The sequence below is a fragment of the Halopseudomonas xinjiangensis genome (genome assembly GCF_900104945.1).
Taxonomy (GTDB): domain Bacteria; phylum Pseudomonadota; class Gammaproteobacteria; order Pseudomonadales; family Pseudomonadaceae; genus Halopseudomonas; species Halopseudomonas xinjiangensis.
This window is the reverse complement of the sequence record NZ_LT629736.1, coordinates 3,484,566-3,507,326: the sequence shown is the minus strand read 5'-3', so window position 1 is coordinate 3,507,326 and position 22,761 is coordinate 3,484,566. Positions and strand designations below refer to the sequence as shown.

Sequence of the window (22,761 nt, the reverse complement as noted above, 5' to 3'; positions counted from 1 at the left end):
TGCTTACAATTTGTCACACTCGCACCGGCTCACTCGACTCAAAATTGCGCCGCATCCAGCTCGTACAGCGGCTCGCTGCCAGCGCGCACGGATTCGCTTAGCGAGTGAATGCGCGGTAACAGCCGCTTGACGAAGAAGCGACCGGTCGACAGCTTCGCTGCGTGGAAACCATCTGCATCGTCATTCAACCGCGCCCGGGCCGCCCTGGCCATCTTCGCCCACATGTAAGCGTACGCGGTGTAGCCGAACACGTGCAGGTACTCGACCGACGCCGCGCCGATCTCGTTCGGGTTGTTGCGGCTGCGGTCGATCACCAGCGCGGTGAGCTCCTCCAGATTATCCAGCGCAGCAGCCAGCGGCTGAACGAACTCGGACATATCTTCAGCCTGATTCGCCTCGAGGAACGAGCGAACTTCAGCGGCGAACACCTTGAAGAACGCACCACCGTTGGCCACGGTCTTGCGGCCCATCAGATCGAGCGCCTGGATACCGTTGGTGCCTTCGTAAATCTGCGCGATGCGCACGTCACGTACCAGCTGCTCCTGACCCCACTCGCGAACATAGCCGTGGCCGCCGAATACCTGCTGGCCGTGAACGCAGCTTTCCAGGCCCACGTCGGTAAAGAACGCTTTGGCAACCGGCGTCAGCAGCGCAACCAGATCCTCCGCGTTTTTCTTCGCTTCCGGCTCTTCCGCAAACTTGCTCACGTCCAACTGCATCGCCACATAGGTCGAGAACGCACGGCTGCCTTCGGTCATGGCCTTCATGGTCAGCAACATACGACGCACGTCCGGATGCACGATGATCGGATCGGCTGCCTTTTCGGGCTGCTGGGCGCCGGTCGGCGCACGGCTCTGTACGCGGTCACGGGCATAGTCGACGGCACTCTGATACGAGGCTTCGGAACAACCGATGCCCTGGATGCCGATCGACAGACGCTCGTAATTCATCATGGTGAACATGGCATTGAGGCCCTTGTTCAGTTCACCAATCAGGTAACCCTTGGCTCCATCGAAGTTCATTACGCAGGTGGCCGAGCCCTTGATGCCCATCTTGTGCTCGATCGATCCACAGGCCACCGCATTGCGCTCACCCAGCGAGCCGTCTTCGTGGACCATGAACTTCGGTACCAGAAACAGGGAGATACCTTTCGGCCCCGCAGGCGCGTCGGGCAGCTTGGCCAGAACCAGATGGATGATGTTGTCGGTCAGGTCGTGCTCGCCACCGGTAATGAAGATCTTGGTGCCGGTGACAGCGTAGGAGCCGTCCTCCTGCGGTACGGCGCGGGTGCGAATGATGCCCAGGTCGGTGCCGGCGTGCGGCTCGGTCAGACACATGGTACCTGCCCAGGTGCCTGAATACAGCTGAGGCAGGTAAGTATTCTTCAGCTCTTCGCTACCATGCGCGTCGAGCGCCAAACAGCAGCCCGCGGTCAGCGCCGCGTACAGCGCGAAGCTGTTGTTGGCACCGTAGACCATCTCCTCGACCTGGACGCCCAGCGTCTTGGGCATGCCCAAACCACCGTAGTTGGGGTTGCCACCCAGACCAACCCAGCCGCCTTCGGCGTAGACGTTATACGCTTCCTTGAAGCCAGTAGGGGTAGTGACGACGCCGTCGTTCCACCGCGCGCCCTCTTCGTCGCCGCTACGGTTGAGCGGGGCAATGGTCTGGGAGGTGATTTTGCCGGCCTCTTCGAGCATGGCGTCGGCGGTTTCGGCATCGATCGCGCCGTCCAGACCGGGCAGGCTCTGCCATAGCTTGTCAGCCTCGAACACGTCATTCAGGACGAAACGGATATCGCGCAGGGGGGCTTTGTAGTCGGCCACGGGAGGACTCCTCTTGCAGTGGGTCGCCAGTTGATACTGGAACGTGGCAACGATTGTAGCGCGACACCGATTAGATCGTTAGCGTCTTTTTGTGACCTAAAAGCGACGACTGGTCACTCCCGACTGGACACGAAGCCGAACGAGCCGCGCGGGGAAGGCGGTCGGAGCAAGTCTCCAAAACATGGATGTTTTGGTGAAGCCCCCACGCCGGGTTCACGGCGTCTTGCGCAGGCCGCCTTGCCTCCTGTGCGGCAGCATGCGCGAGCACAGCCCACCGGTGCGAGCTTGAGTCCGTGCAGGGCGGGCTAAGCCGACACGACACGCCGACACGCGGCAAGTACATCCGTGTAGCTCGGCGATCGATCCATGCGATCGACGGTCGGCTTAGTCATGTCCACTCAACCAGCCGACCTGTCTTGTGTCCAACCTAAACAAAAAAGCCCCGACGAGTCGGGGCTTTTGAACCACCAGCTGCGCTTAGAACTGCTCGGCAGTCATCTGCATCAGCGTGTCGGCACCGGCTTCCAGTGCGGCCAGGTGAGCCTGGGCTCGCGGCAGCAGACGCTTGAAGTAGAACTCCTGCGTGGCAAGTTTGGCCTTGTAGAAGTCTTCCTCCGAAGTACCCGCAGACAGCTTCTCCTGCGCGCCAACTGCCATCTTCAACCAGAAGAAGGCCAGGGTGACGTAACCGGAGTACATCAGGAAGTCCATCGACGCAGCACCGACTTCTTCGCGGTTCTGCATTGAACGCATGGCGATCTTCTGCACCTGTTCGCCCCACTGAGCATTCAGCTGGCTCAGCTTGTTGGCGTACTCGCCGAGCGTCTCATGGCCTTCGTTGGCCTGGCAGAATTTGTGTACCTGCTTGGTGAAAGCGCGCAGCAGCTTGCCCTGGCTCATCAGCACCTTGCGGCCGAGCAGGTCGAGCGCCTGGATGCCGTTGGTGCCCTCGTAAATGCCCGCGATACGGCAATCACGCACCTGCTGCTCCTGGCCCCACTCACGGATGTAACCGTGGCCACCGAACACCTGCTGACCGAGGATGGTCACTTCCAGGCCGGTTTCGGTCATGAATGCCTTGCAGATCGGCGTCAGAAACGCCAACTGATCTTCGGCATCGGCGCGCTCTTCAGCGTCCTTGGAGTAATGTGCCTTGTCGAGCAGCTGCGAGGTGTAATAGGCCAGCGCACGATTGCCCTCGTTGAATGACTTCATGGTCAGCAACATGCGACGCACGTCAGGATGCACGATGATTGGGTCAGCGGGTTTGTCAGGGAAGGCCGGGCCGGACAGTGCGCGCATCTGCAGGCGATCCTTGGCATAAGCAACAGCGCTCTGATAGGACGCTTCACCGTGACACAGACCCTGCATGCCGGTACCGAGGCGTGCGTGGTTCATCATGGTGAACATGCAGTTCAAGCCTTTGTTCACTTCGCCGATGAGGAAGCCGGTAGCGTCGTCGAAATTCATCACGCAGGTAGCGGAGGCCTTGATGCCCATCTTGTGCTCGAGCGAACCACAGACCAGGCTGTTGCGCTCGCCCTTCTCGCCGCTGGCGTCGGGCAGGAACTTCGGCACGATGAATAGCGAAATACTCTTGGTGCCGGCCGGTGCGTCGGGCAGCTTGGCCAGGACCAGATGGACGATGTTCTCGGCCAGATCGTGTTCGCCGCAGGAAATGAAGATCTTGGTGCCGGTAATCTTGTAGCTGCCGTCTTCCTGAGGCAATGCCCGGGTCTTGATCAGGCCCAGGTCGGTACCGCAGTGCGGCTCGGTCAGGCACATGGTGCCGGTCCAGTAGCCGGGAGTCAGCTTGGCCAGGTACAGATCTTTCTGCTCCTGGGTGCCGTGCGCGCGAATCGCTGCTGCGCAGCCATGCGATAGGCCGGGATACATGCTGAACGAATAGTTGGCCGAAGCGACCATCTCATTGACCACCAGACCCAGCGAGGCCGGCAGGCCCTGGCCGCCGTATTCGGTCGGACCGGTCATCGACGACCAGCCGTTATCGACGTACTGCTGGTAGGCGCCCTTGAAGCCGGCCGGCGTGGTGACTTCACCGTTTTCGATATGGCAGCCTTCTTCGTCACCGGTACGGTTGAGCGGAGCCAGGACGTTACCAGCGAACTTCGACGCTTCTTCCAGGACGGCGCTGACCAGATCCGGCGACGCGTCGGTCAGACCATAGGCTTCATAGCCCGCGGCAAAATTGAATACTTCGTCCATGACGAAGTGCATGTCCCGCAACGGGGCTTTGTATTCAGGCATGGTGTACTCCAACGGAAGGCCGGACGGGAGCCCGTCACGGAGGGCAGTTCATACGAGCGTTTGAACACTACGGAGGGTTGCTTCATGGGTCAAGAATCTCTGACTATGATTACATCGCTTGATACAAGGCCATAACGCAGCGCTTTTGACCGACGGGTCATGTCTCACTGAAGAGGCAACTGCGGGCACACAACTGGCTGAGGTCACTTATTCCTGAAACGCATAAAAGATGCTGATTTAGACTTGGACAAGACTAAGCATCCCTTCTAATGTGTCGCCCATTGCGCTTTCCCAGAATGGAAAGCCTCAAGCTTGAGACCACAGGTGACCGATGAGCTGGGATTCATTGCCAATGATTGGCGTGGCAGCGCTGTTGTGCTGGGTAATCTACGCCTTCGTTCGCGAAAAGTTCAGTCCGGACGTCGTCGTCGCCATCGCAGTGGCGATTCTTCTGGTCAGTACCCTGCTGTCACCTTCCGATGTGCTGAGTGTGCTGTCCAACAGTGCGCCGATCACCATTGCCTGCATGTTCATTCTCTCCGCCGCGCTGGAACGGACCGGTTGCGTCGAGTCACTGGGTAAATGGCTGTCACGCATGGGCGGAGGCAGCCCATTGCGCACGCTGTTCAGTCTGATCATCACCGCGCTCGTGCTCTCGACCTTTATCAACAATACCCCGGTCGTGGCGATCCTTACTCCCGTCGCCGTGGCGCTCGCCACTCAGGTGGGCAGCAAGCCATCGAAGATGCTCATCCCCTTGTCCTACGCCACCATTCTTGGCGGGACCATGACCATGATCGGCACCTCGACCAACATCCTCGTGGATGGCGTCGCGCGGGAGATGGGGATGGAGCCGTTCGGCATGTTCGATATCACCTTCCCCGGCATGATCGTCGCCACCATCGGCGTCGCGTTCATCATGCTGATTGGGCATCGCTTGCTACCAGACCGTGAAAGTCTGTCCAAACAGTTGCGACCAGACCAGAGCCGCCCCTTCATGACTGAACTGCTGGTTCCGCAGGATTCTCCAGTGGTCAATCAGACGATTTCCGAAGCCAACCTGAACGGCGACAGCGGCATCCAGGTGCTGAAGATTTTCCGTGGTGATGAAGAGCTGTCGACGCCGGTCAACAGTACGGTGCTCAGCGCCGGCGATCGCCTGGTGCTGCACGCCAACATGAAGGACTTCGTCGAGCTTAGGCAGAATGGGTTACTGGCCTTCAACCGCGAGCAGGCCGCACGCTTCGAGACCATTTCCACGCGGGACGTGGTACTGGCGGAAGCGATCGTAGGACGCAATTCCCGCTACAGCCACCGCCCAATGCGCGACCTGAACCTGACCGCCCGTTATGGCATACACGTTCTGGCCATCCACCGACACAATGAGAACATCCAGGACAACCTGGACGACTTTCAGCTGCAATTCGGCGATGTGATGCTGGTCGAAGGCACGCCAGCGCAGATCAAGAAGTTTGCTGACAATGGCGAGCTGATCAGTTTGAACACCGTGCAGGAGCGCGCGTATCGGCGCGACAAGGCGCCGATCGCGATCCTCGCCGTGCTATCGGTGATGGTCCTGGCCGCATTGAAGATCATGCCTATCGAAGGGCTGGCGATGATCGCGACGGCGGTGGTCATCGCGACCGGCTGCCTGGATACCGAAGACGCCTACAAGGCCGTGGACTGGCGGATTCTGTCGATCATCTTCGGCATGCTGGCGATCAGCATAGCCATGGATCGGGTGGGGCTGGTCAGCAGCGTGGTCGACCAGGTCATGCTGCTCGCACCGCTACTCGGGCCGCTGTTCATGCTGTCGTTCATCTATTTGCTGACGTCGATCCTCACCGAGATTGTCAGCAACAATGCTGTGGCTGTACTGCTTACGCCCATTGCCATAGGTGTCGCCCAGCAGCTGGGCGCTGACCCGCGTCCCTTCGTTGTTGCAGTGATGTTCGCGGCAAGCGCCAGCTTCGCTACCCCGATCGGCTATCAGACGAATACGTTCGTCTACAGCGCCGGCGGTTATCGCTTCAGTGATTTCCTGCGTATCGGCATTCCACTGAATCTGATGATGTGGCTCACCGCCACGCTGATCATCCCGCTGTTCTGGCCGTTGTTTCCCAACCAGTAAGGCGCGACTCAACCGCTAGCGGCTTTCCAGGTGGTCGTGCAGCTCGATGAACTGCTGCGTCAGCTTGTGCCGCCCATCAAGATAAACCAACGGGGCGCAGGCCTCGTGCGACTCGCGCATCCGAATCGAGCTGGAAATGTATACCGGCAGAACCGGTAGGCCTTCGGCGATCAGCTCGTCGAGAATCTTCTTCGGCAACGCAGCGCGTGACTGGAATTGATTCACCACGATCCCCTCGATCAGAAGATCCTCGTTGTGCTCTTCGCGGATATCCTCCAGTTCGCTCAACAAGCCGTACAGCGCCTGGCGGGCGAAGCTGTCGCAATCGAAGGGAATCAGGCAGCGGTCGGCGGCGATAAGCGCCGAAACCGTATAAAAGTTGAAGCTCGGCGCCGTGTCGATATAGACCCGTTCGTAGCTCGACTTGAGTTCCTTGAGCAACTTGCGCAGCTTCTGAATCTTGTAACGCGACTCCAGCTTGTGTTGCAGGTCGGCCAGATCCGGGCTGGAGGGCATTACCCAGAGATTTTCGAACGGTGTTTCCACCACATACTGCTCGGCCGACACCTTGCCCGAACCGCTCGAGAGCGTCTGCGCGAAGAAGTCGGCGAGCGTCCGGTCGACGCTTTCGAGGCCCGAGCCGAGCAGATAATGGCTGGAGTTGGCCTGCGGGTCCAGGTCAACCACAAGAGTCTTGTAGCCCGCCGCGGCGCTGACCGCAGCGAGGTTGCAGGCGATGCTCGACTTGCCTACGCCACCCTTCTGGTTGAACACGACACGCCGCATACCGCCTCCCCTGTTACATGATCAGTTCGTCTGGCCTACGATAGCAGAGGGATCATGATAGATTGCTGACATCTCGTGAACCGCTTCGATAAAAGCGCCGGCGTGTGCCGGGTCAACCTCGGGAGTGATACCGTGACCCAGGTTGAACACATGACCATTCCCCTTGCCGTAACTGGCGAGAATGCGCCCGACTTCGGCGCGAATCGCCTCCGGCTTGGCGTATAGCACGGTTGGATCCATGTTGCCCTGCAGGGCCACCTTGGCGCCAACCCGGGAACGGGCGACGCCGATATCCATCGTCCAATCCAGCCCCAGCGCATCCGCGCCCGCCTCGGCGATACTCTCCAACCAAAGCCCGCCGTTCTTGGTAAACAGGATCACCGGCACCTTGCGTCCATCATGCTCGCGGATCAGTCCGGAGACGATGCGACGCATATAAGCGAGGGAGAACTTCTGGTAGGCGTCAGCAGAGAGATTGCCGCCCCAGGTGTCGAAAATCTGCACCGCCTGAGCGCCTGCGAGGATCTGGCCGTTGAGGTAGGCCGTGACGGAGTCGGCCAGCTTGCCCAGCAGCTGGTGCATGGCTTCCGGCTGGTCATAGAGCATCGCCTTGGTCTTGCGGAAGTCCTTCGATGAACCGCCCTCGACCATGTAAGTGGCAAGGGTCCACGGACTGCCCGAGAAGCCGATCAGAGGCACCCGGCCGTTGAGTTCGCGGCGAATGGTGCGAACCGCTCCCATGACATAGCCCAGATCCTGCTCTGCATCGGGCACCGGCAGGGCTTCGATGTCGGCTGCGGTATCGATACGCTTGCGAAAACGAGGGCCTTCCCCGGTTTCGAAATACAGGCCCAGCCCCATCGCATCCGGGATGGTGAGAATGTCCGAGAAAAGAATCGCAGCATCCAGCGGATAGCGGTCCAGCGGCTGCATAGTGACTTCGCAAGCCATCTCCGGATTCATGCACAACCCCATGAAATCGCCTGCGCGTGCGCGCGAAGCACGGTACTCGGGCAAGTAGCGACCCGCCTGGCGCATCATCCATACGGGCGTGACGTCCACGGGCTGGCGCTGCAGCGCGCGAAGGAAGCGATCGTTCTTCAGTTCGGTCATGGAGTGCGGTATCCGGTGGCGAGATCAGCACACATTGTAACGGCAATCGGTGCAAACATCAGGCCCGCCGCAGGCACAAACAACAAGGGCGCCCTCAGGCGCCCTTGTTGTTTGTGCTGTAGAGCTCAGACTTCCAGGTAATCCAGAATACCCTCGGCGGCCTGACGGCCTTCCCATACGGCAGTGACCACCAGGTCCGAACCGCGGACCATGTCGCCGCCGGCAAAGATCTTCGGATTGCTGGTCTGGAACTTGAACTTAGGTGCCTGACCAGCAACGACACGTCCCTGGCTATCGGTTTCGACTTGCTTGTCGCCAAACCACTCGGCCGGGCTCGGACGGAAGCCGAAGGCGATGACAACGGCATCGGCCGGCAGGACTTCCTCGGAACCGGGGATGGGTTCAGGGCTGCGACGACCACGCGCATCCGGCTCGCCGAGACGTGTTTCCACTACCTTCACGCCTTCTACCTTGTCTTCACCAACGATGGCGATCGGCTGACGGTTGAACAGAAATTTCACTCCTTCGTCACGCGCGTTTTTCACTTCCTTGCGCGAACCTGGCATGTTCTCCTCGTCACGACGATAGGCACAACTCACCGATTTCGCGCCCTGGCGGATGGACGTACGGTTGCAGTCCATCGCGGTATCACCGCCACCCAGCACTACGACCTTCTTGCCCTTCATGTCGATGAAGTCGTCTGCAGACTTCTCGAACCCGAGGTTGCGATTGACGTTCGCCACCAGGAAATCCAGCGCGTCATAGACGCCTGGCAGATCTTCCCCGGGGAACCCGCCTTTCATGTAGGTGTAGGTACCCATGCCCATGAATACGGCATCGTATTCTTCCAGTAGCTGGTCGATGGTGACGTCCTTGCCGATCTCCGTGTTGAGACGGAATTCGATGCCCATACCAGTGAAGACTTCGCGGCGACGTGACATGACCGACTTTTCCAGCTTGAATTCCGGAATACCGAAAGTCAGCAGGCCGCCGATTTCAGGGTTGCGGTCGAACACCACCGGCTTCACCCCGGCGCGCACCAGAATATCGGCACAACCCAGGCCCGCCGGACCGGCACCGATGATAGCCACGCGCTTGTCGGTGGGTATGACCTGAGACATGTCCGGGCGCCAACCCATGGCGAAAGCCGTATCGGCGATGTACTTTTCCACCGAACCGATGGTTACCGCGCCAAAGCCGTCGTTGAGGGTGCACGCACCTTCGCACAGGCGATCCTGCGGGCAGACGCGTCCACAGACTTCCGGCAACGTATTGGTCTGGTGGGCCAGCTCTGCCGCCTCGAGAATGTTGCCCTCGGACACCAGCTTGAGCCAGTTGGGAATGTAGTTGTGAACCGGGCACTTCCACTCACAATAGGGGTTGCCACATTCCAGGCAGCGATGCGACTGATCAGCCGCTTCGTCCGGCTTGAACTGGTCGTTGATCTCGACGAACTGGGTCTTTCGCATCTTCAGCGGACGCTTTTTCGGGTCCTTGCGGCCCACTTCGACGAACTGAAAGTCGTTATTCAATCGGTCAGCCATATCTAAACCTCATCTCGGCGCTAGCCAGTCACGGGCCGGTCAGCACCAGAACTAATCGCTGGCGCGCCATCCAGGGCGCGCCAATGTTGGCTTACTGCGGGCTCGCCAGCGTGGTGGTCAACAATGCACGCAGGCTCGCGGCTTTCGGTTTGACCAGCCAGAACCGGCGAATGAAGTCATCCAGATTCTCCAGCACTTCACGTCCCCAGGCGCTATCGGTCTCGGCCACGTACTCAGTGAGCACCTGTGTCAGATGGCTGCGATAAGCCTCCATCGACTCGCTGCTGATACGGTGCAGCTCGACCAGTTCATGGTTGAGCTTGTCGAAGAAGCTGTTGTCCATGTCCAGCACGTAGGCGAAACCACCGGTCATGCCGGCACCAAAGTTGTGACCGGTAGCGCCCAGTACGCAGACCATGCCCCCGGTCATGTACTCGCAGCAATGGTCACCGGAGCCCTCGATCACCGCGTGGCAACCGGAGTTGCGCACGGCGAAACGCTCGCCAGCAACACCCGCAGCAAACAGCTTGCCGCCGGTCGCGCCATAGAGACAGGTATTGCCGATGATCGACGTCTGCTCGGAGCGGAACGGGCTGCCTTTCGGCGGCACGATGACCAGCTTGCCGCCAGTCATGCCCTTGCCTACGTAGTCGTTGGCATCGCCTTCCAGGTACATCTGCAAGCCGCCAGCGTTCCAGACGCCAAAGCTCTGGCCGGCAGTGCCCTTGAAGCGGAAGGTGATCGGTGCCTTCGCCATACCCTGGTTGCCATGCAGCTTGGCGACCTCCCCCGAGACACGGGCGCCGATGGAACGGTCACAGTTGGTCAGGTTCATTTCGAACTCGCCACCGGTCAGACCATCGATGGCGGGACGCGCCAGTTCGACCATTTTCTCGGCAGTTAGCCCCTGGTCGAACGGACGGTTGCGCGGCTGCTCGCAATACTGCGGCTTGTCCGCCGGGACCGCATCGCTGAATAGCAACGGACGCAGATCGAGATTCTGCTGTTTGGTGGTACTGCCCGGCAGGATTTCCAACAGGTCAGTGCGACCGATCAGGTCCTGCAGGCGAGTAACGCCCAGCTTGGCCATCCATTCCCGGGTTTCCATCGCCACGTAGGTGAAGAAGTTCATCACCATTTGCACAGTGCCGATGTAATGGTTGTCGCGCAAATACTTGTTCTGCGTCGCGACGCCGGTAGCGCAGTTGTTCAGATGGCAGATACGCAGGTATTTACAGCCCAGTGCGATCATCGGCGCGGTACCGAAGCCGAAGCTTTCGGCGCCAAGGATCGCCGCCTTGATCACATCCAGGCCGGTCTTCAGACCGCCGTCCGTCTGCACTCGCACCTTACCGCGCAGATCGTTGCCGCGCAGAGTCTGGTGTGCCTCGGACAGACCGAGTTCCCATGGCGAGCCCGCATAGCGGATCGAGGTCAGCGGAGAAGCACCGGTGCCGCCATCGTAGCCCGAGATGGTGATCAGATCGGCGTAGGCTTTTGCCACACCAGCGGCGATGGTCCCTACGCCCGGCTCGGCAACCAGCTTGACCGACACCAGCGCGCTCGGGTTGACCTGCTTAAGATCGAAAATCAGCTGTGCGAGATCTTCGATCGAGTAGATGTCATGGTGCGGCGGCGGCGAAATCAGGGTTACGCCCGGCACTGCATAACGCAGCCGAGCGATCAGCTCGTTGACCTTGCCGCCGGGCAGCTGGCCGCCCTCGCCGGGCTTGGCACCCTGCGCCACCTTGATCTGCAGGACCTCGGCGTTGACCAGGTATTCCGGGGTGACGCCAAAGCGGCCGGAGGCGATCTGCTTGATCTTGGAGGTACGCTCGGTGCGATAACGCGCCGGATCCTCGCCACCTTCACCCGAGTTGGAGCGTGCGCCAAGGCGGTTCATCGCCTCGGCGATCGCCTCGTGCGCCTCCGGAGAGAGCGCGCCGAGCGAGATGCCTGCAGAATCGAAACGCTTAAAGATACTCTCGAGCGGCTCCACCTGCTCCAGCGCGACGGCAGTCTGGTCGTCACGGACTTTCAACAAGTCACGCAACGAAGCGACCGGGCGGCTGTTAACCAGCGTGGCGTATTCCAGGTACTTGTCGTAGCTGTCGCCCTGAACCGCGTCCTGCAGCGCGCGGACCACGTCCGGGTTGTAGGCATGGTACTCGCCGCCGAAGACGAACTTGAGCAAGCCGCCCTGCTGGATTGCCTTGCGCGGGTTCCAGGCTTCGCGCGCCAGCAGACTCTGCTCGGCCTGCAGATCGCTGAAACGGGCACCCTGAATGCGGCTGGCCACGCCACGGAAGCACATATCGACAATTTCGTCGGCCAGGCCGACTGCTTCGAACAACTGCGCGCCTCGGTAGGAAACCACTGTAGAGATGCCCATCTTCGACAGGATCTTCAGCAAGCCTTTGGAGATGCCCTTGCGGTAGCTCTTGAAGACTTCGTAGAGGTCACCGATGACTTCACCGGTACGAATCAGATCGCCCAGCACTTCGTATGCCAGGTACGGATACACCGCACTAGCACCGAAACCAATCAATACTGCGTAATGATGCGGATCGCGCGCGGTAGCAGTTTCGACCAGGATGTTGCAGTCACAACGCAGCCCCTGAGCGACGAGGTGATGATGCACCGCGCCGACAGCCAGCGCAGCATGAACCGGCAACTTGCCCTGCTCGATGCCTCGGTCGCTGAGAACCAGCAAGGTCTTGCCCTCACGCACGGCCGCTTCGGCCTGCAGAGCGATAGCGGTCACTGCTTCGTTCAGCGGCATGCCTTCCGGCGCGTTCAGATCGATGACCTGATTGGCAAAGCCGGGACGGTCGAGGGTCATCAAGGTGCGCCATTTCGCGGGCGAAATGACCGGCGTGCTGAGGATCGCCCGGTTGGCGTGTTCGGCAGTTTCCTCGAACACGTTGCGCTCGGCGCCGAGACAGGTCTCCAGCGACATGACGATGGCTTCACGCAGCGGGTCGATCGGCGGGTTGGTAACCTGCGCGAACTGCTGGCGGAAATAATCGTATACCGAGCGTACTCGGCCGGAGAGCACCGCCATGGGCGTATCGTCGCCCATCGAGCCGACCGCTTCCTGGCCGTTTTCGGCCAGAGGACGCAGCACCTGATCGCGCTCCTCGAAAGTGACCTGGAACATCTTCATGTACTGCTTGAGACGCTCCTGCTCCATGAAATCAGAGCCGTGGTCACGGTCATCCAGAGTTGCCTGGATGCGCAGAGCGTTCTCGCGCAGCCATTTGCGGTACGGGTGGCGCGACTTCAGGCGACCTTCGACATCGTTGGTGTGTAGCACCTCGCCGGTCTGGGTATCCACAGCGAGGATCTGGCCAGGGCCGACACGACCCTTGCTGATCACGTCTTCGGGTTGGTAGTCCCACACGCCGATCTCCGACGCCAGGGTGATGTAGCCGTTCTTGGTGACGACGTAGCGCGCCGGACGCAGACCGTTGCGGTCCAGCAGGCAGACCGCGTAGCGTCCTTCGGTCAACACGATGCCTGCGGGACCATCCCAGGCTTCCATGTGCATCGAGTTGAACTCGTAGAAGGCACGCAGATCTGCGTCCATGGTTTCCACGTTCTGCCATGCAGGCGGAACCACCATGCGGATCGCCCGGAACAGGTCCATTCCGCCGTTGATGAGCAGCTCGAGCATGTTATCCATGCTCGACGAGTCGGAGCCGGTGACGTTGACGACCGGCGAGACGCTTTCCAGATCAGGCAGCAGTTCATTGGTGAACTTGTTGCGCCGTGCGTTGGCCCAGTTGCGGTTGGCGGTAATGGTGTTGATCTCACCATTGTGCGCGAGCAACCGGAAAGGCTGGGCAAGCGGCCACTTGGGCAGCGTGTTGGTGGAGAAACGCTGGTGGAATACGCTGATCGCGGTCTCCATGCGCTGATCGCTCAGCTCCGGATAGAAGCGGCCCAGGTCGGCCGGCATCATCAGACCTTTATAGGCAATGACCTTGTGCGAAAGACTGCAGACATAGAAGTTCTCATCCGTCTGCATGGCCATTTCGGCCTTGCGACGCGCGAAGAACAACTTGATGCCGAACTGCTGCTCGTCCAGCCCTTCGCCGGAAACGAAAACCTGCTCGATGCGCGGCATGCAGCTCAGCGCCAGCGGTCCGAGTACACTTTCGTCGACCGGTACCGGGCGCCAGCCCAGCGAAGTCAGTCCCTGCTCTTCGAAAGCCTGGGCAAAGGCTTGACGGGCCGCGTCGGTAGAGGCCTGGTCGGCGCTCATGAAGATCATGCCGACCGCGTACTGTTCCGGAAGTGTCACGGACAGTTCGTCCTGCGCGATGGCACGCAAGAAGCGATCGGGCTTCTGAATCAGCAGGCCACAGCCGTCGCCGGTCTTGCCGTCAGCATTGATGCCGCCGCGATGGGTCATGCAGGTCAGAGCTTCAATGGCCGTTTGCAGCAGGTGGTGACTGGGCTGACCTTCCATATGGGCGATCAAGCCGAAGCCACAGTTATCCTTGAACTGATCAGGCTGGTATAGACCTGCTTTCATAGGCACACTCTCAAAAAGCTATTGGATTCAAGCGCTTAGTGCAGTCAACAGAAGGCGTGATCTGGCTAGGCGCCGGACAAAAGGGGAGTAATTGTACACAGCGGCTCGCGGGGCCACAATTTATTTTGCGCGAAAAGTGCCGCAAAAGCATATCCAAATGTCGTAAATCGGAAAGCTTTTACCGCCGAAGAAAGAGTGGCGACCCGCCCTGAGGCGGGCCGAAACTGATTATGGCAGAGATTGCTGGATGCTGGCGATGGTCCGCGGCCAGGGTTTCAGCTGACGCAGCGGGCCGGGAAGCTGATTTGCCGCTGCCTGCGCCTGCTGCCGGTCTGCATACGCGCCCTGGGTTACCACGAACCAGGGCTTGCCTTCATGGCGCGTTTCGAAAAAGTGCAGATCCGACAAGTCGTGAGCAGACATGAATTCAAGCGCTGCCTGCCTGGAGTGGGATCCGAGCAACTGCAGTACATAGCGATTGCCAGCCTGCTGACGGTACCAGGAGGATGCGTCAGTCGCCGCGGGTGCCGCGGAGGGATTGGGATCGGCTTGCTGCGGCGGCTGAGGTTGCAGCGCTGGCGCTTCAACGACAGCGACAGGCTCCGGCGCGACGGCCGCCGCTGCTTCGGGCTCCGCTGCTGCCGACGGCTGCATTGTACCGGTCTGCGGCGAAGCGGACGACGGAGCATCCGCCAGGGCACTGCCAGCACTGGCGTCCTGTGGCGGCTCGAACAATGCCAGGTCTTCTGGCATGTCCGAAGCAGCCTCCATGGGGTCCACCGGCTCGCTGGGCGGCAGAGACGATGGGGCAGCCATCGATGTCATGTCCACTTCTGGTACGGGCTCCGGTAGTTCGAGGACTGTCGTGCTCGGTTCGACCGGCTCGTTATCGCCCATCATCCAGGCAGCGATTACGCCAAGCGATACCAGTACCAGGGCAATCAGCGAACGCCGGGGGATGATCGGCGTGCGCCTAGCGCTGACCGGCGCAACATCTTCGCGATCATCTTGCAATGCACGCTTGGCAGCTTCATTGATGCGCCCAGGCCAACCTTCACTTTCTTCATGGATCCAGGCTACCTGCGCATCACTGAACAGCTCGATCGACTGTCCGGCGCCCTCGAGCCGCTGAGCCAGATACTCTCGCGTCTCTTCCAGGCTCAAGGCCTGCAGGGAGATGCGGTGGTACCAGGGCTGGTCGTCTGCCATATCGGCCGTCACCAGGGTGCCGGCCAGCACGTCCTCACCGAAGAGGAATACTTTCGGAGCGAATTTGGCATCAATCTGACTGAGGTCTGCGAGGAGCTGCAGCGACTCGGCGTCAAGCAGGTGAGCATCGTCCACGACAACGTAGAGCTGCATGCCTATGTCGTGCATCTGCTCGGCGCGCTCGAGCAACGCCGCGACCGACTTCTCTGACACACCCACCGCCTGGCATAAGGTAGCCACCAGAACAGCTGGAGATTCGGCTTCACGTCCGGATGTGACGACACATTGCGCTGCATCCTTGTTGGTACTGGCTACCAACGCCTGCCTCAGCAGCGTTTTTCCGCTTCCGCGCGGCCCCGTGACGACCAGCACCTGACCGCCGAATCGCGCAAGATGATGTAGCTGAGCCAGCACCGGTTTGCGCTGGGGCGTGAAGAATTTGAAGCCCGGGGTCCGCGGAGCAAACGGATCATGACTCAACTGGTAATATTCCAGCACGGCTTGCTCATCAGTGACGGCGTTGATGCCTGGGTCCCGCTCTGCTTTCATGGATAGTCTTTCCGAAGGGTGTCGTGTAAGGCATCGGATGGGTAGTCGGCGGTGATTACGGCTTCACCCAGCGAGCGCAAAAGAACCAGGCGAAGCTGGCCGTCCAGGACTTTCTTGTCCACGGACATCAGCCGAAGGAAATCATCGACGCCCATCTCCGGCGGGGGCGCTACCGGTAGCCCGGCTGCGCGAATGAGCGCGACAGCGCGGCGATAATGCTCGTGATCGATCCAGCCGAGCCGTTCAGACATGGCCAGCGCCATCGTCATACCAGCCCCGACCGCCTCGCCATGCAGCCAGGTACCATAGCCCTGGTGCGCCTCGATGGCGTGTCCGAATGTATGTCCGAGATTGAGTATTGCGCGAACGCCGCCCTCCCGTTCATCCGCCCCAACTACCTCCGCCTTGATCGCGCAGGAGCGTGCGATGGCTTCGGTAACCGGGCTCGAATCGAGACTGCGCAGGCTGGCCATGTTGCTTTCCAGCCAGTCGAGAAAAGCGGGATCACGGATCAGACCGTACTTGATGATCTCCGCAAGGCCGGCACTGACCTCGCGAGCTGGCAGCGTACGCAGCGTAGCCGTATCGATCAGCACTGCTTTGGGCTGGTAAAACGCGCCGATCATGTTCTTGCCCGCAGGATGATTGATGCCGGTCTTGCCCCCTACGGACGAGTCGACCTGGGACAATAGCGTCGTCGGAACCTGGATGAAGTCGACGCCGCGCTGATAGCAGGCCGCAGCGAACCCGGTCATATCACCGATCACGCCGCCACCCAGTGCGACAAGCGTGGTACGCCGATCATGGCGATGACCGAGCAATGCATCGAAAATCTGCTGCAGCGTCGCCCAGTTCTTGTAGGCTTCGCCCGTGGGCAGGACGACCGACAGCACCTCGCGCCCGGAAAGCAGCGCGCGAACCTGTTCAAGATAAAGCGGGGCCACCGTATCGTCAGTGACGATGCAGACTTGTTTCCCGGCGATATGCCCGAGAAGAAGCTCAGGATCCTGGAGAAGGCCTTCGCCGATATATATGGGATAACTGCGCTCTTCGAGTTCGACCGTCAACCGCTGCATGACACCCCTCCGTTGCTGGCCCGCCAGCATACATCAGAGCAGTCGCTGCGAAAACGAGGAACGGCAGGAGCATCAGTGAATCAGTTCGCCGAATCCCGCAGTCGGGCGACGATGGTATTGACGACCACCTTCGGCCCCCGCTGGTCGGTATCAATGGTCAGATCGGCGATTTCCCGATATAGCGGATCACGCCTGGCCATTAAGTCCCGCAGTACTTTTTCCGGATCGGGGGTCTGCAGAAGCGGACGTTGGCGATCCTTTGCAGTGCGTTGCAATTGCTGCTCGACACTCGTGCGCAGGTAGACGACCAAACCACCATTGGCCAACGCTTTGCGGTTTTCCGGACGCATCACCACACCACCACCGGTGGCCAGCACGATGCCCTCTTCCGCTGTCAGCTCGGCAATCATTGCTGATTCACGCTCGCGAAAACCCTCCTCTCCTTCGACGTCGAAGATCCACGGGATATCGGCGCCGGTTCTGGCCTCGATCTCCCGATCAGAATCCTTGAACGGAAACTTCAGCTCCTTGGCAAGAAGGCGTCCGATGGTGCTTTTGCCAGCGCCCATCGGACCTATGAGGAACACGTTACGCAAAGTGCTTACCTGGCAACGGAAATCGCTCCGTTATTGATGATACGCGGCGTGAGGAATACCAGTAGTTCGGTCTTGCTCTCCGAGGTGATATCACGACGGAACGCTCGGCCCACCACCGGCAGGTCACCCAGGAAGGGTACCTTTTCCTGCGCTTGTGTGGTTTCGCTGGAGAATACACCACCGATCACGATGGTTTCGCCGTCAGCGACCAGGATCTTGGCATTCACTTCGTTCTTGCGAATAGTCGGCACACCGTTCACATCGTTGGTGAAGTCAGGCTCGTCCTTGGTGACGACGACTTCCATGATGACCTGGTTATCCGGCGTGATCTGCGGGGTCACTTCCAGCGACAGTACAGCTTCGGCGAAAGCCGTCGTCGTCGCGCCGCTTGAGCTGGCCTCCTGGTACGGAATCTCCGAACCCTTGAGGATCTTCGCGGTTTCCTTGTCGGAGGTGACAACCTTCGGCTGGGAGATGATTTCGCCGTTGCCGGTGCTTTCCATTGCCGACAGTTGCAGGTCGAGGATTGCGTTATTGGTAATGAAGCCGATGCCGATACCAGAGGTAGCGCCGATCACGCCCATGTCCACGAACGGGGTATTGAGCGGGACTTCGGGAATACCGATAAAGCCGGCGGTGGTGCGGGAGACTTCCTGGGTAGTACCGTCAGGCAGAGTGACCGTGGTTGGATTCGGATCCTCCGTCACGCCCATTCTTCCGTCCTTACCAAAGGCATTGAAACGCGACCCAAGGTCTACGTTACCGCCCCAACGAACACCCAGCGCCTTGTCGAAACCGACGTTAGCTTCGACGATCCGAGCCTCGATCATCACCTGACGAACCGGAATGTCCAGCTGGGTGACGATACGGCGCAGCTCGTCGAGCTTGTCCTGAGTTTCCAGCGCGATGATGCTGTTGGTGCGATCGTCTACGGTAATGGATCCACGCTGCTCACCCTGGGCTCCGGCGGTAACCGAGGCGAAGAGCTTGGCGATGTCGCCTGCACGGGCGTAATTGACCTGAATCAGCTCGCGACGAAGCGGTGCCAGCTCGGCGATCTGGCGCTGGGACTCCAGCTCCTGACGCTCACGCGCGGCGATCTCGTCTGCCGGCGCAACTAGCAGCACGTTACCGATCTGGCGCTTGTCCAGACCTTTGGTTTTGAGTACCAGATCCAGTGCCTGATCCCATGGAACGTTCTGCAGGCGCAGCGTGATACTGCCTTCGACGGTATCACTGGCGACCAGGTTCAGGTCGGTAAAATCAGCGATCAGCTGCAGCACCGAGCGCACTTCGATGTTCTGGAAGTTCAGCGATAGCTTCTCACCGGTATAAGCGAATTCGTCGGCACGACGCCGCTCGACTTCGCCGCGACTTAACGGCTTGAAGCTGACGATCAGGCGATCCTCCGCCTGATAAACCAGATGCTCGTAGTACCCGCTTGGTTCAATGTTGATCGTTGCGTCGCCGCCAGAAGTGGAGGCATTGATGAAGTTGACCGGCGTAGCGAAATCCTTCACGTCCAGGCGTACTCGCAGCTCGTCGGGCAGCCTGGTATTCGGGAAATTCAGGCGGACGCGCCCAGCCTGCTCGTCCACGTCAACGCGGATCGACGGATCGGACAGGTCGATGATCACGTTGCCTTCGCCCTGCTCCCCACGCTGGAAGTCCAGGCTGCGGATGGATTTTCCACCGGCGGCGGCGGCCGACACGGCGGGCTCATCGGCCGGCTTCCAGTTGTTCGACGAGGCCGCCGCTGGCGAGGCAGTACTCGCAGTGGCCGGGGCCCGGTAGCCCGGCGCGCTGTCGGTCCCAACCAGGATGAACAGGTTGTTCCCTTCCACACGCGTAGCGTAAGGCGCCAGATTCGTCAGGTTGACAATCAGACGTGTGCGGTCGTTTGCCTCGACGATATTGACGCTGCGAGCGTTGCCCAGACCAAGCTCGCGGCTACGCTCTCCCAGCTTGTTCTTGACGCCCGGCAGGTCCAGCGCAATGCGTGCTGGCTGCTCGATGGTATAGCCTTTCGGGACCGTAACGGGCTCGTCGAAGGTCAGCTTGAGCTCTACCCTCTCGCCCGGCAGCGATGCCACATCTAGATTCTGCAGGTCGGCGGCGGCCACCCACGGGCTAAGCACGGCCAAGACCGCGGCGAGCGAAAACTTCCTGGTTAGAGGCATTTGATTGCGTTCCACGCGTGACTGTTTACAGTTCATGTTATCTCTCCCTGGTTGTCCTAACCGCGCTCAGGCAAGCTGAGTGTACGCGGGCGCTCCAACCAACCACCTTCCCCGTCTGGCACTATCTCCATCACTTCGATTCGCCCTTCCTCGATACCGGTGATGCGGCCGTGATTGCGGCCCAGATAATCGCCAATCCTGACTCGATGCACGCTGCCAGCGCCACGAACCAGCGCTTGCATGCCACCTTGATTACTAAGCGTTCCTACCATCTCGAAGCCTTCAATGTTGAAGCCTTCAAGGAACTGCCTTGTCCGGTTCTCGTCCGGCCGGATATCCTGTGAGCCGCGCTCACGCTTGGTCAGATCGATCCGCACCGGCGGCTGGAACGGACTGCGCAGGGACGTCGCACTGTAAGTAAATGCCTCGTAGGGCTGGAACCGCGGCAAAGGCTCGATATTGCCGGTGGGTCTGGCCCGTGTTTCGTCCATGAAGACCTGCAGGTCCTGGAAATCACTGTTGCCGCAGCCAGCCAGCATGGAGGCCAGCGCCGCTACGGCGATCAACTTACGATTCATGATGATCATTGCTGCGCCCCCTCCTCGTTGTAGCGATACGTCTTGGCTACGATGCTCATCTTGAGCAGGTCGGAGTTTCCGTCTTCCAGAGGCGCGATGGTGAAGTCATGCAGCGTTACGATTCGCGGTAGCCCGGCCACGCTGCTGACGAAGGTGCCGATGTCGTGATAGGAGCCCTGCACGACGATGCTGATCGGCAACTCGATGTAGAACGGCTGGACCACCTCCGGCTGCAAGGTGATCGATTCGAACTCTAGCCCGCTGTTCAGGCCCATCTGAGTGATGTCTTCAAGCAGACCCGGAACCTCGGTATCGCTTGGCAACTGCTTGAGCAGGGTGCCGAAGCGTTCCTCGATTTCGGCAAGCTGTTCCTTGTATGCATCCAGATTCGCCGCGCGGAAGGACTTCTGGGTGAATTCATCACGCAGTTGCACTTCCTTTGCTTCGCTCTGCTCGAGCGAGGCACGGAGATCCTTCAGATGGAACTGGTAACCGAGACCCACCAGAACGATGAACACCAGAGCCGCGACTATTACCTTGAGCGCGCCGGGCCAGGCACCGATATTGTTGAAGTCCAGGTCGTTCAGATCGACCTTCTTCAGGCTTTCCATGGATTGAGCGAAACTCATTGCTGCTGCTCTCCCTCAGCGGCGCGGGAACCCGGCTCTGTCTGACGTACCGACAGTTCGAATACGTTGGCCTGATCGACGGCTCCCTGGGTTACGGCACGCACCGCGGTCAGATTCGGCGCAGTCAACCATTCCGAGGCGTCCATCTGGCGCATCAGGTTGGAAACCCGGCTGTTGGATTCCGCACCACCCTTGATATTGATGGTCGGCCCCTTCATCTCGACCGAAGTGAAATACACCCCGTCAGGAAGACTTCTGGCCATTTCGTCGAACACCCGGACGATGATTGGCCGGTTACCCTGCAGATCCTCAATGATCTTCATCCGGTCGAGCAACTGGGTGCGCCGGGCCTGAAGCTGTTCGATTTCCTTGATCCGCGCCTCGAGCACCTGAATTTCCTTCTGGAGGAATTCGTTTCGGGCGTTCTGGTGGTCGATGCGACCACTAAGAACCCGATCACCAAGGAAAATCAACGCGCCGGCGAACAGCACGATGAGGACCAGAACGGTCAGAAATTCCTTTTTTCGCTCTTCCCTGAGCTGCTCGCGCCAGGGCAACAGGTTAATGCGAGCCATTAGTCGAAACTCCTCATTGCCAGACCGCACGCGATCATCAGCGCCGGAGCATCGTTGCTCAGCGCCACCGCATTCACCTTGTTGGACAGGGTCATGTTGGCGAACGGATTGGCTACCAGCGTCGTCGTGCCCAGCTTCTGCTGGATCAGCTGGTCAAGACCCGGGATGGAAGCCGTGCCGCCTGCAAGGAGGATGTAGTCGACATCGTTGTACTGGCCGCCGGCGAAGAAAAATTGCAGCGAGCGTGACACCTGCTGCACCACTGCGTCCTTGAACGGACCCAGCACCTCGGTCTCGTAATCATCAGGCAGACCGCCCTGCTTCTTCGCCAGACCGGCTTCTTCCTGGGACAGTCCGTAACGGCGCTGAATCTCGTCGGTGAGTTGCTTGCCGCCGAACAGCTGCTCGCGGGTGTAGATGATACGACCCTTGCTGAGCACGCTAAGCGTCATCATGGTCGCACCGATATCGATGACCGCGATGGTCGGCGCCTGGTCACCACCGTCAAGCTGACCAACCACCAACTCACAGGCACGCTCCATGGCGTAGGCCTCGACCTCGACGATTTTCACATCGAGCCCTGCGAGAGCCAGCGCTGCTTCGCGGATATCGACGTTCTCTCGGCGGCACGCCGCCAGCAGCACTTCGACCCGGTCCGGATTTCGTGCGGAGGGACCCTGCAGTTCGAAGTCGATGGCGACCTCGTCGAGCGGGTAAGGGATATACTGATCAGCTTCGAGCTTGATCTGCTCTTCCATCTCGGCATCGTCGAGACCGGCATCCATTTCGATGATCTTGGTGATCACCGCGGACCCGGCTACCGCGACGGCGGCCTGCTTGAGTGAGGTTCGAGAACGCGCGAGGACCTTTTCCAGCGCCTGACCGACGCCTTCGAGCTCGACAATATTCTTCTCTACCACCGCGCTCGGAGGGAGAGGTTCAACCGCGTAGGCTTCGACCTTGTAGCGGTTACCGGAGCGACTGAGTTCAAGCAGCTTCACGGTCGTGGAGCTGATGTCGATACCCAGAAGCGCATTCGACTTCTTTTTTATGAGCCCTAGCACAGCCAATTTCCTATCAGCGACCGACACTTACGGACGGTTTATGTTTTCCTACATTAAATAACAGTCGCTGTGCAAGCGCAAATGGCGAAATCGAAAA

The 22,761-nt window shown here is 59.8% G+C and carries 15 protein-coding genes; 1 reads left to right on the top strand and 14 read right to left on the bottom strand.

What is annotated here, in order from left to right; translation table 11 throughout:
• Positions 1–38 precede the first annotated feature (38 nt).
• Together BLT85_RS16455 and BLT85_RS16450 are read right to left on the bottom strand one after the other, a co-directional pair.
• A complete protein-coding gene (locus tag BLT85_RS16455) occupies positions 39–1,826 on the bottom strand; it encodes an acyl-CoA dehydrogenase C-terminal domain-containing protein (RefSeq protein ID WP_093397109.1) in 1,788 nt (595 codons plus the stop codon).
• A 477-nt stretch (positions 1,827–2,303) separates the two neighbouring features.
• Positions 2,304–4,094, bottom strand: coding sequence for an acyl-CoA dehydrogenase C-terminal domain-containing protein (locus BLT85_RS16450; RefSeq protein ID WP_093397106.1), 1,791 nt, complete (start codon positions 4,092–4,094; stop codon positions 2,304–2,306).
• 331 nt (positions 4,095–4,425) lie between these two features.
• Here BLT85_RS16450 and BLT85_RS16445 point away from each other — a divergent pair, with 331 nt between their 5' ends.
• Complete coding sequence (locus tag BLT85_RS16445) at positions 4,426–6,225, top strand: SLC13 family permease (RefSeq protein WP_093397103.1); 1,800 nt, start codon at positions 4,426–4,428, stop codon at positions 6,223–6,225.
• A gap of 15 nt (positions 6,226–6,240) precedes the next feature.
• On the opposite strand, the gene BLT85_RS16440 is transcribed toward BLT85_RS16445, so the two are convergent.
• The 12 genes from BLT85_RS16440 to BLT85_RS16385 form a co-directional block, all read right to left on the bottom strand.
• Positions 6,241–7,011 (bottom strand): ParA family protein, encoded by a 771-nt coding sequence (locus BLT85_RS16440; protein ID WP_093397101.1) that lies wholly within the window; start codon positions 7,009–7,011, stop codon positions 6,241–6,243.
• A 21-nt stretch (positions 7,012–7,032) separates the two neighbouring features.
• Positions 7,033–8,124, bottom strand: a complete 1,092-nt coding sequence (gene hemE, locus BLT85_RS16435) for a uroporphyrinogen decarboxylase (protein ID WP_093397098.1) — start codon at positions 8,122–8,124, stop codon at positions 7,033–7,035.
• 125 nt (positions 8,125–8,249) lie between these two features.
• A complete protein-coding gene (locus BLT85_RS16430) occupies positions 8,250–9,668 on the bottom strand; it encodes an FAD-dependent oxidoreductase (protein WP_093397095.1) in 1,419 nt (472 codons plus the stop codon).
• Positions 9,669–9,759: 91 nt separating this feature from the next.
• Complete coding sequence (gltB, locus tag BLT85_RS16425; protein WP_093397092.1) at positions 9,760–14,208, bottom strand: glutamate synthase large subunit; 4,449 nt, start codon at positions 14,206–14,208, stop codon at positions 9,760–9,762.
• Between the two features lie 228 nt (positions 14,209–14,436).
• The gene (locus tag BLT85_RS16420; protein ID WP_093397089.1) at positions 14,437–15,966 is read right to left on the bottom strand and encodes an AAA family ATPase; all 1,530 of its coding nucleotides are present in this window, start codon (positions 15,964–15,966) and stop codon (positions 14,437–14,439) included.
• Positions 15,963–17,042, bottom strand: a complete 1,080-nt coding sequence (gene aroB / locus BLT85_RS16415) for a 3-dehydroquinate synthase (protein WP_093397086.1) — start codon at positions 17,040–17,042, stop codon at positions 15,963–15,965. The genes BLT85_RS16420 and aroB overlap by 4 nt, the downstream gene beginning before the upstream one ends.
• Positions 17,043–17,122: 80 nt before the next feature.
• Entirely contained in the window at positions 17,123–17,638 is a 516-nt protein-coding gene (aroK, locus tag BLT85_RS16410; protein ID WP_093397083.1) for a shikimate kinase AroK, read from the bottom strand.
• Between the two features lie 5 nt (positions 17,639–17,643).
• Positions 17,644–19,818, bottom strand: a complete 2,175-nt coding sequence (gene pilQ, locus BLT85_RS16405; protein WP_093397879.1) for a type IV pilus secretin PilQ — start codon at positions 19,816–19,818, stop codon at positions 17,644–17,646.
• A gap of 56 nt (positions 19,819–19,874) precedes the next feature.
• Positions 19,875–20,396 carry a type 4a pilus biogenesis lipoprotein PilP gene (gene pilP / locus BLT85_RS16400; protein WP_093397875.1) on the bottom strand — a complete coding sequence of 174 codons (522 nt, stop codon included), beginning with the start codon at positions 20,394–20,396 and terminating at the stop codon, positions 19,875–19,877.
• A 5-nt stretch (positions 20,397–20,401) separates the two neighbouring features.
• Positions 20,402–21,025, bottom strand: coding sequence for a type IV pilus inner membrane component PilO (locus BLT85_RS16395; RefSeq protein ID WP_093397080.1), 624 nt, complete (start codon positions 21,023–21,025; stop codon positions 20,402–20,404).
• The gene (locus BLT85_RS16390; protein ID WP_093397077.1) at positions 21,022–21,600 is read right to left on the bottom strand and encodes a PilN domain-containing protein; all 579 of its coding nucleotides are present in this window, start codon (positions 21,598–21,600) and stop codon (positions 21,022–21,024) included. The genes BLT85_RS16395 and BLT85_RS16390 overlap by 4 nt, the downstream gene beginning before the upstream one ends.
• Positions 21,600–22,664 carry a pilus assembly protein PilM gene (locus tag BLT85_RS16385; RefSeq protein ID WP_093397074.1) on the bottom strand — a complete coding sequence of 355 codons (1,065 nt, stop codon included), beginning with the start codon at positions 22,662–22,664 and terminating at the stop codon, positions 21,600–21,602. Before BLT85_RS16385 ends, BLT85_RS16390 begins: the two co-directional genes overlap by 1 nt.
• Between the last annotated feature and the right edge of the window lie 97 nt (positions 22,665–22,761).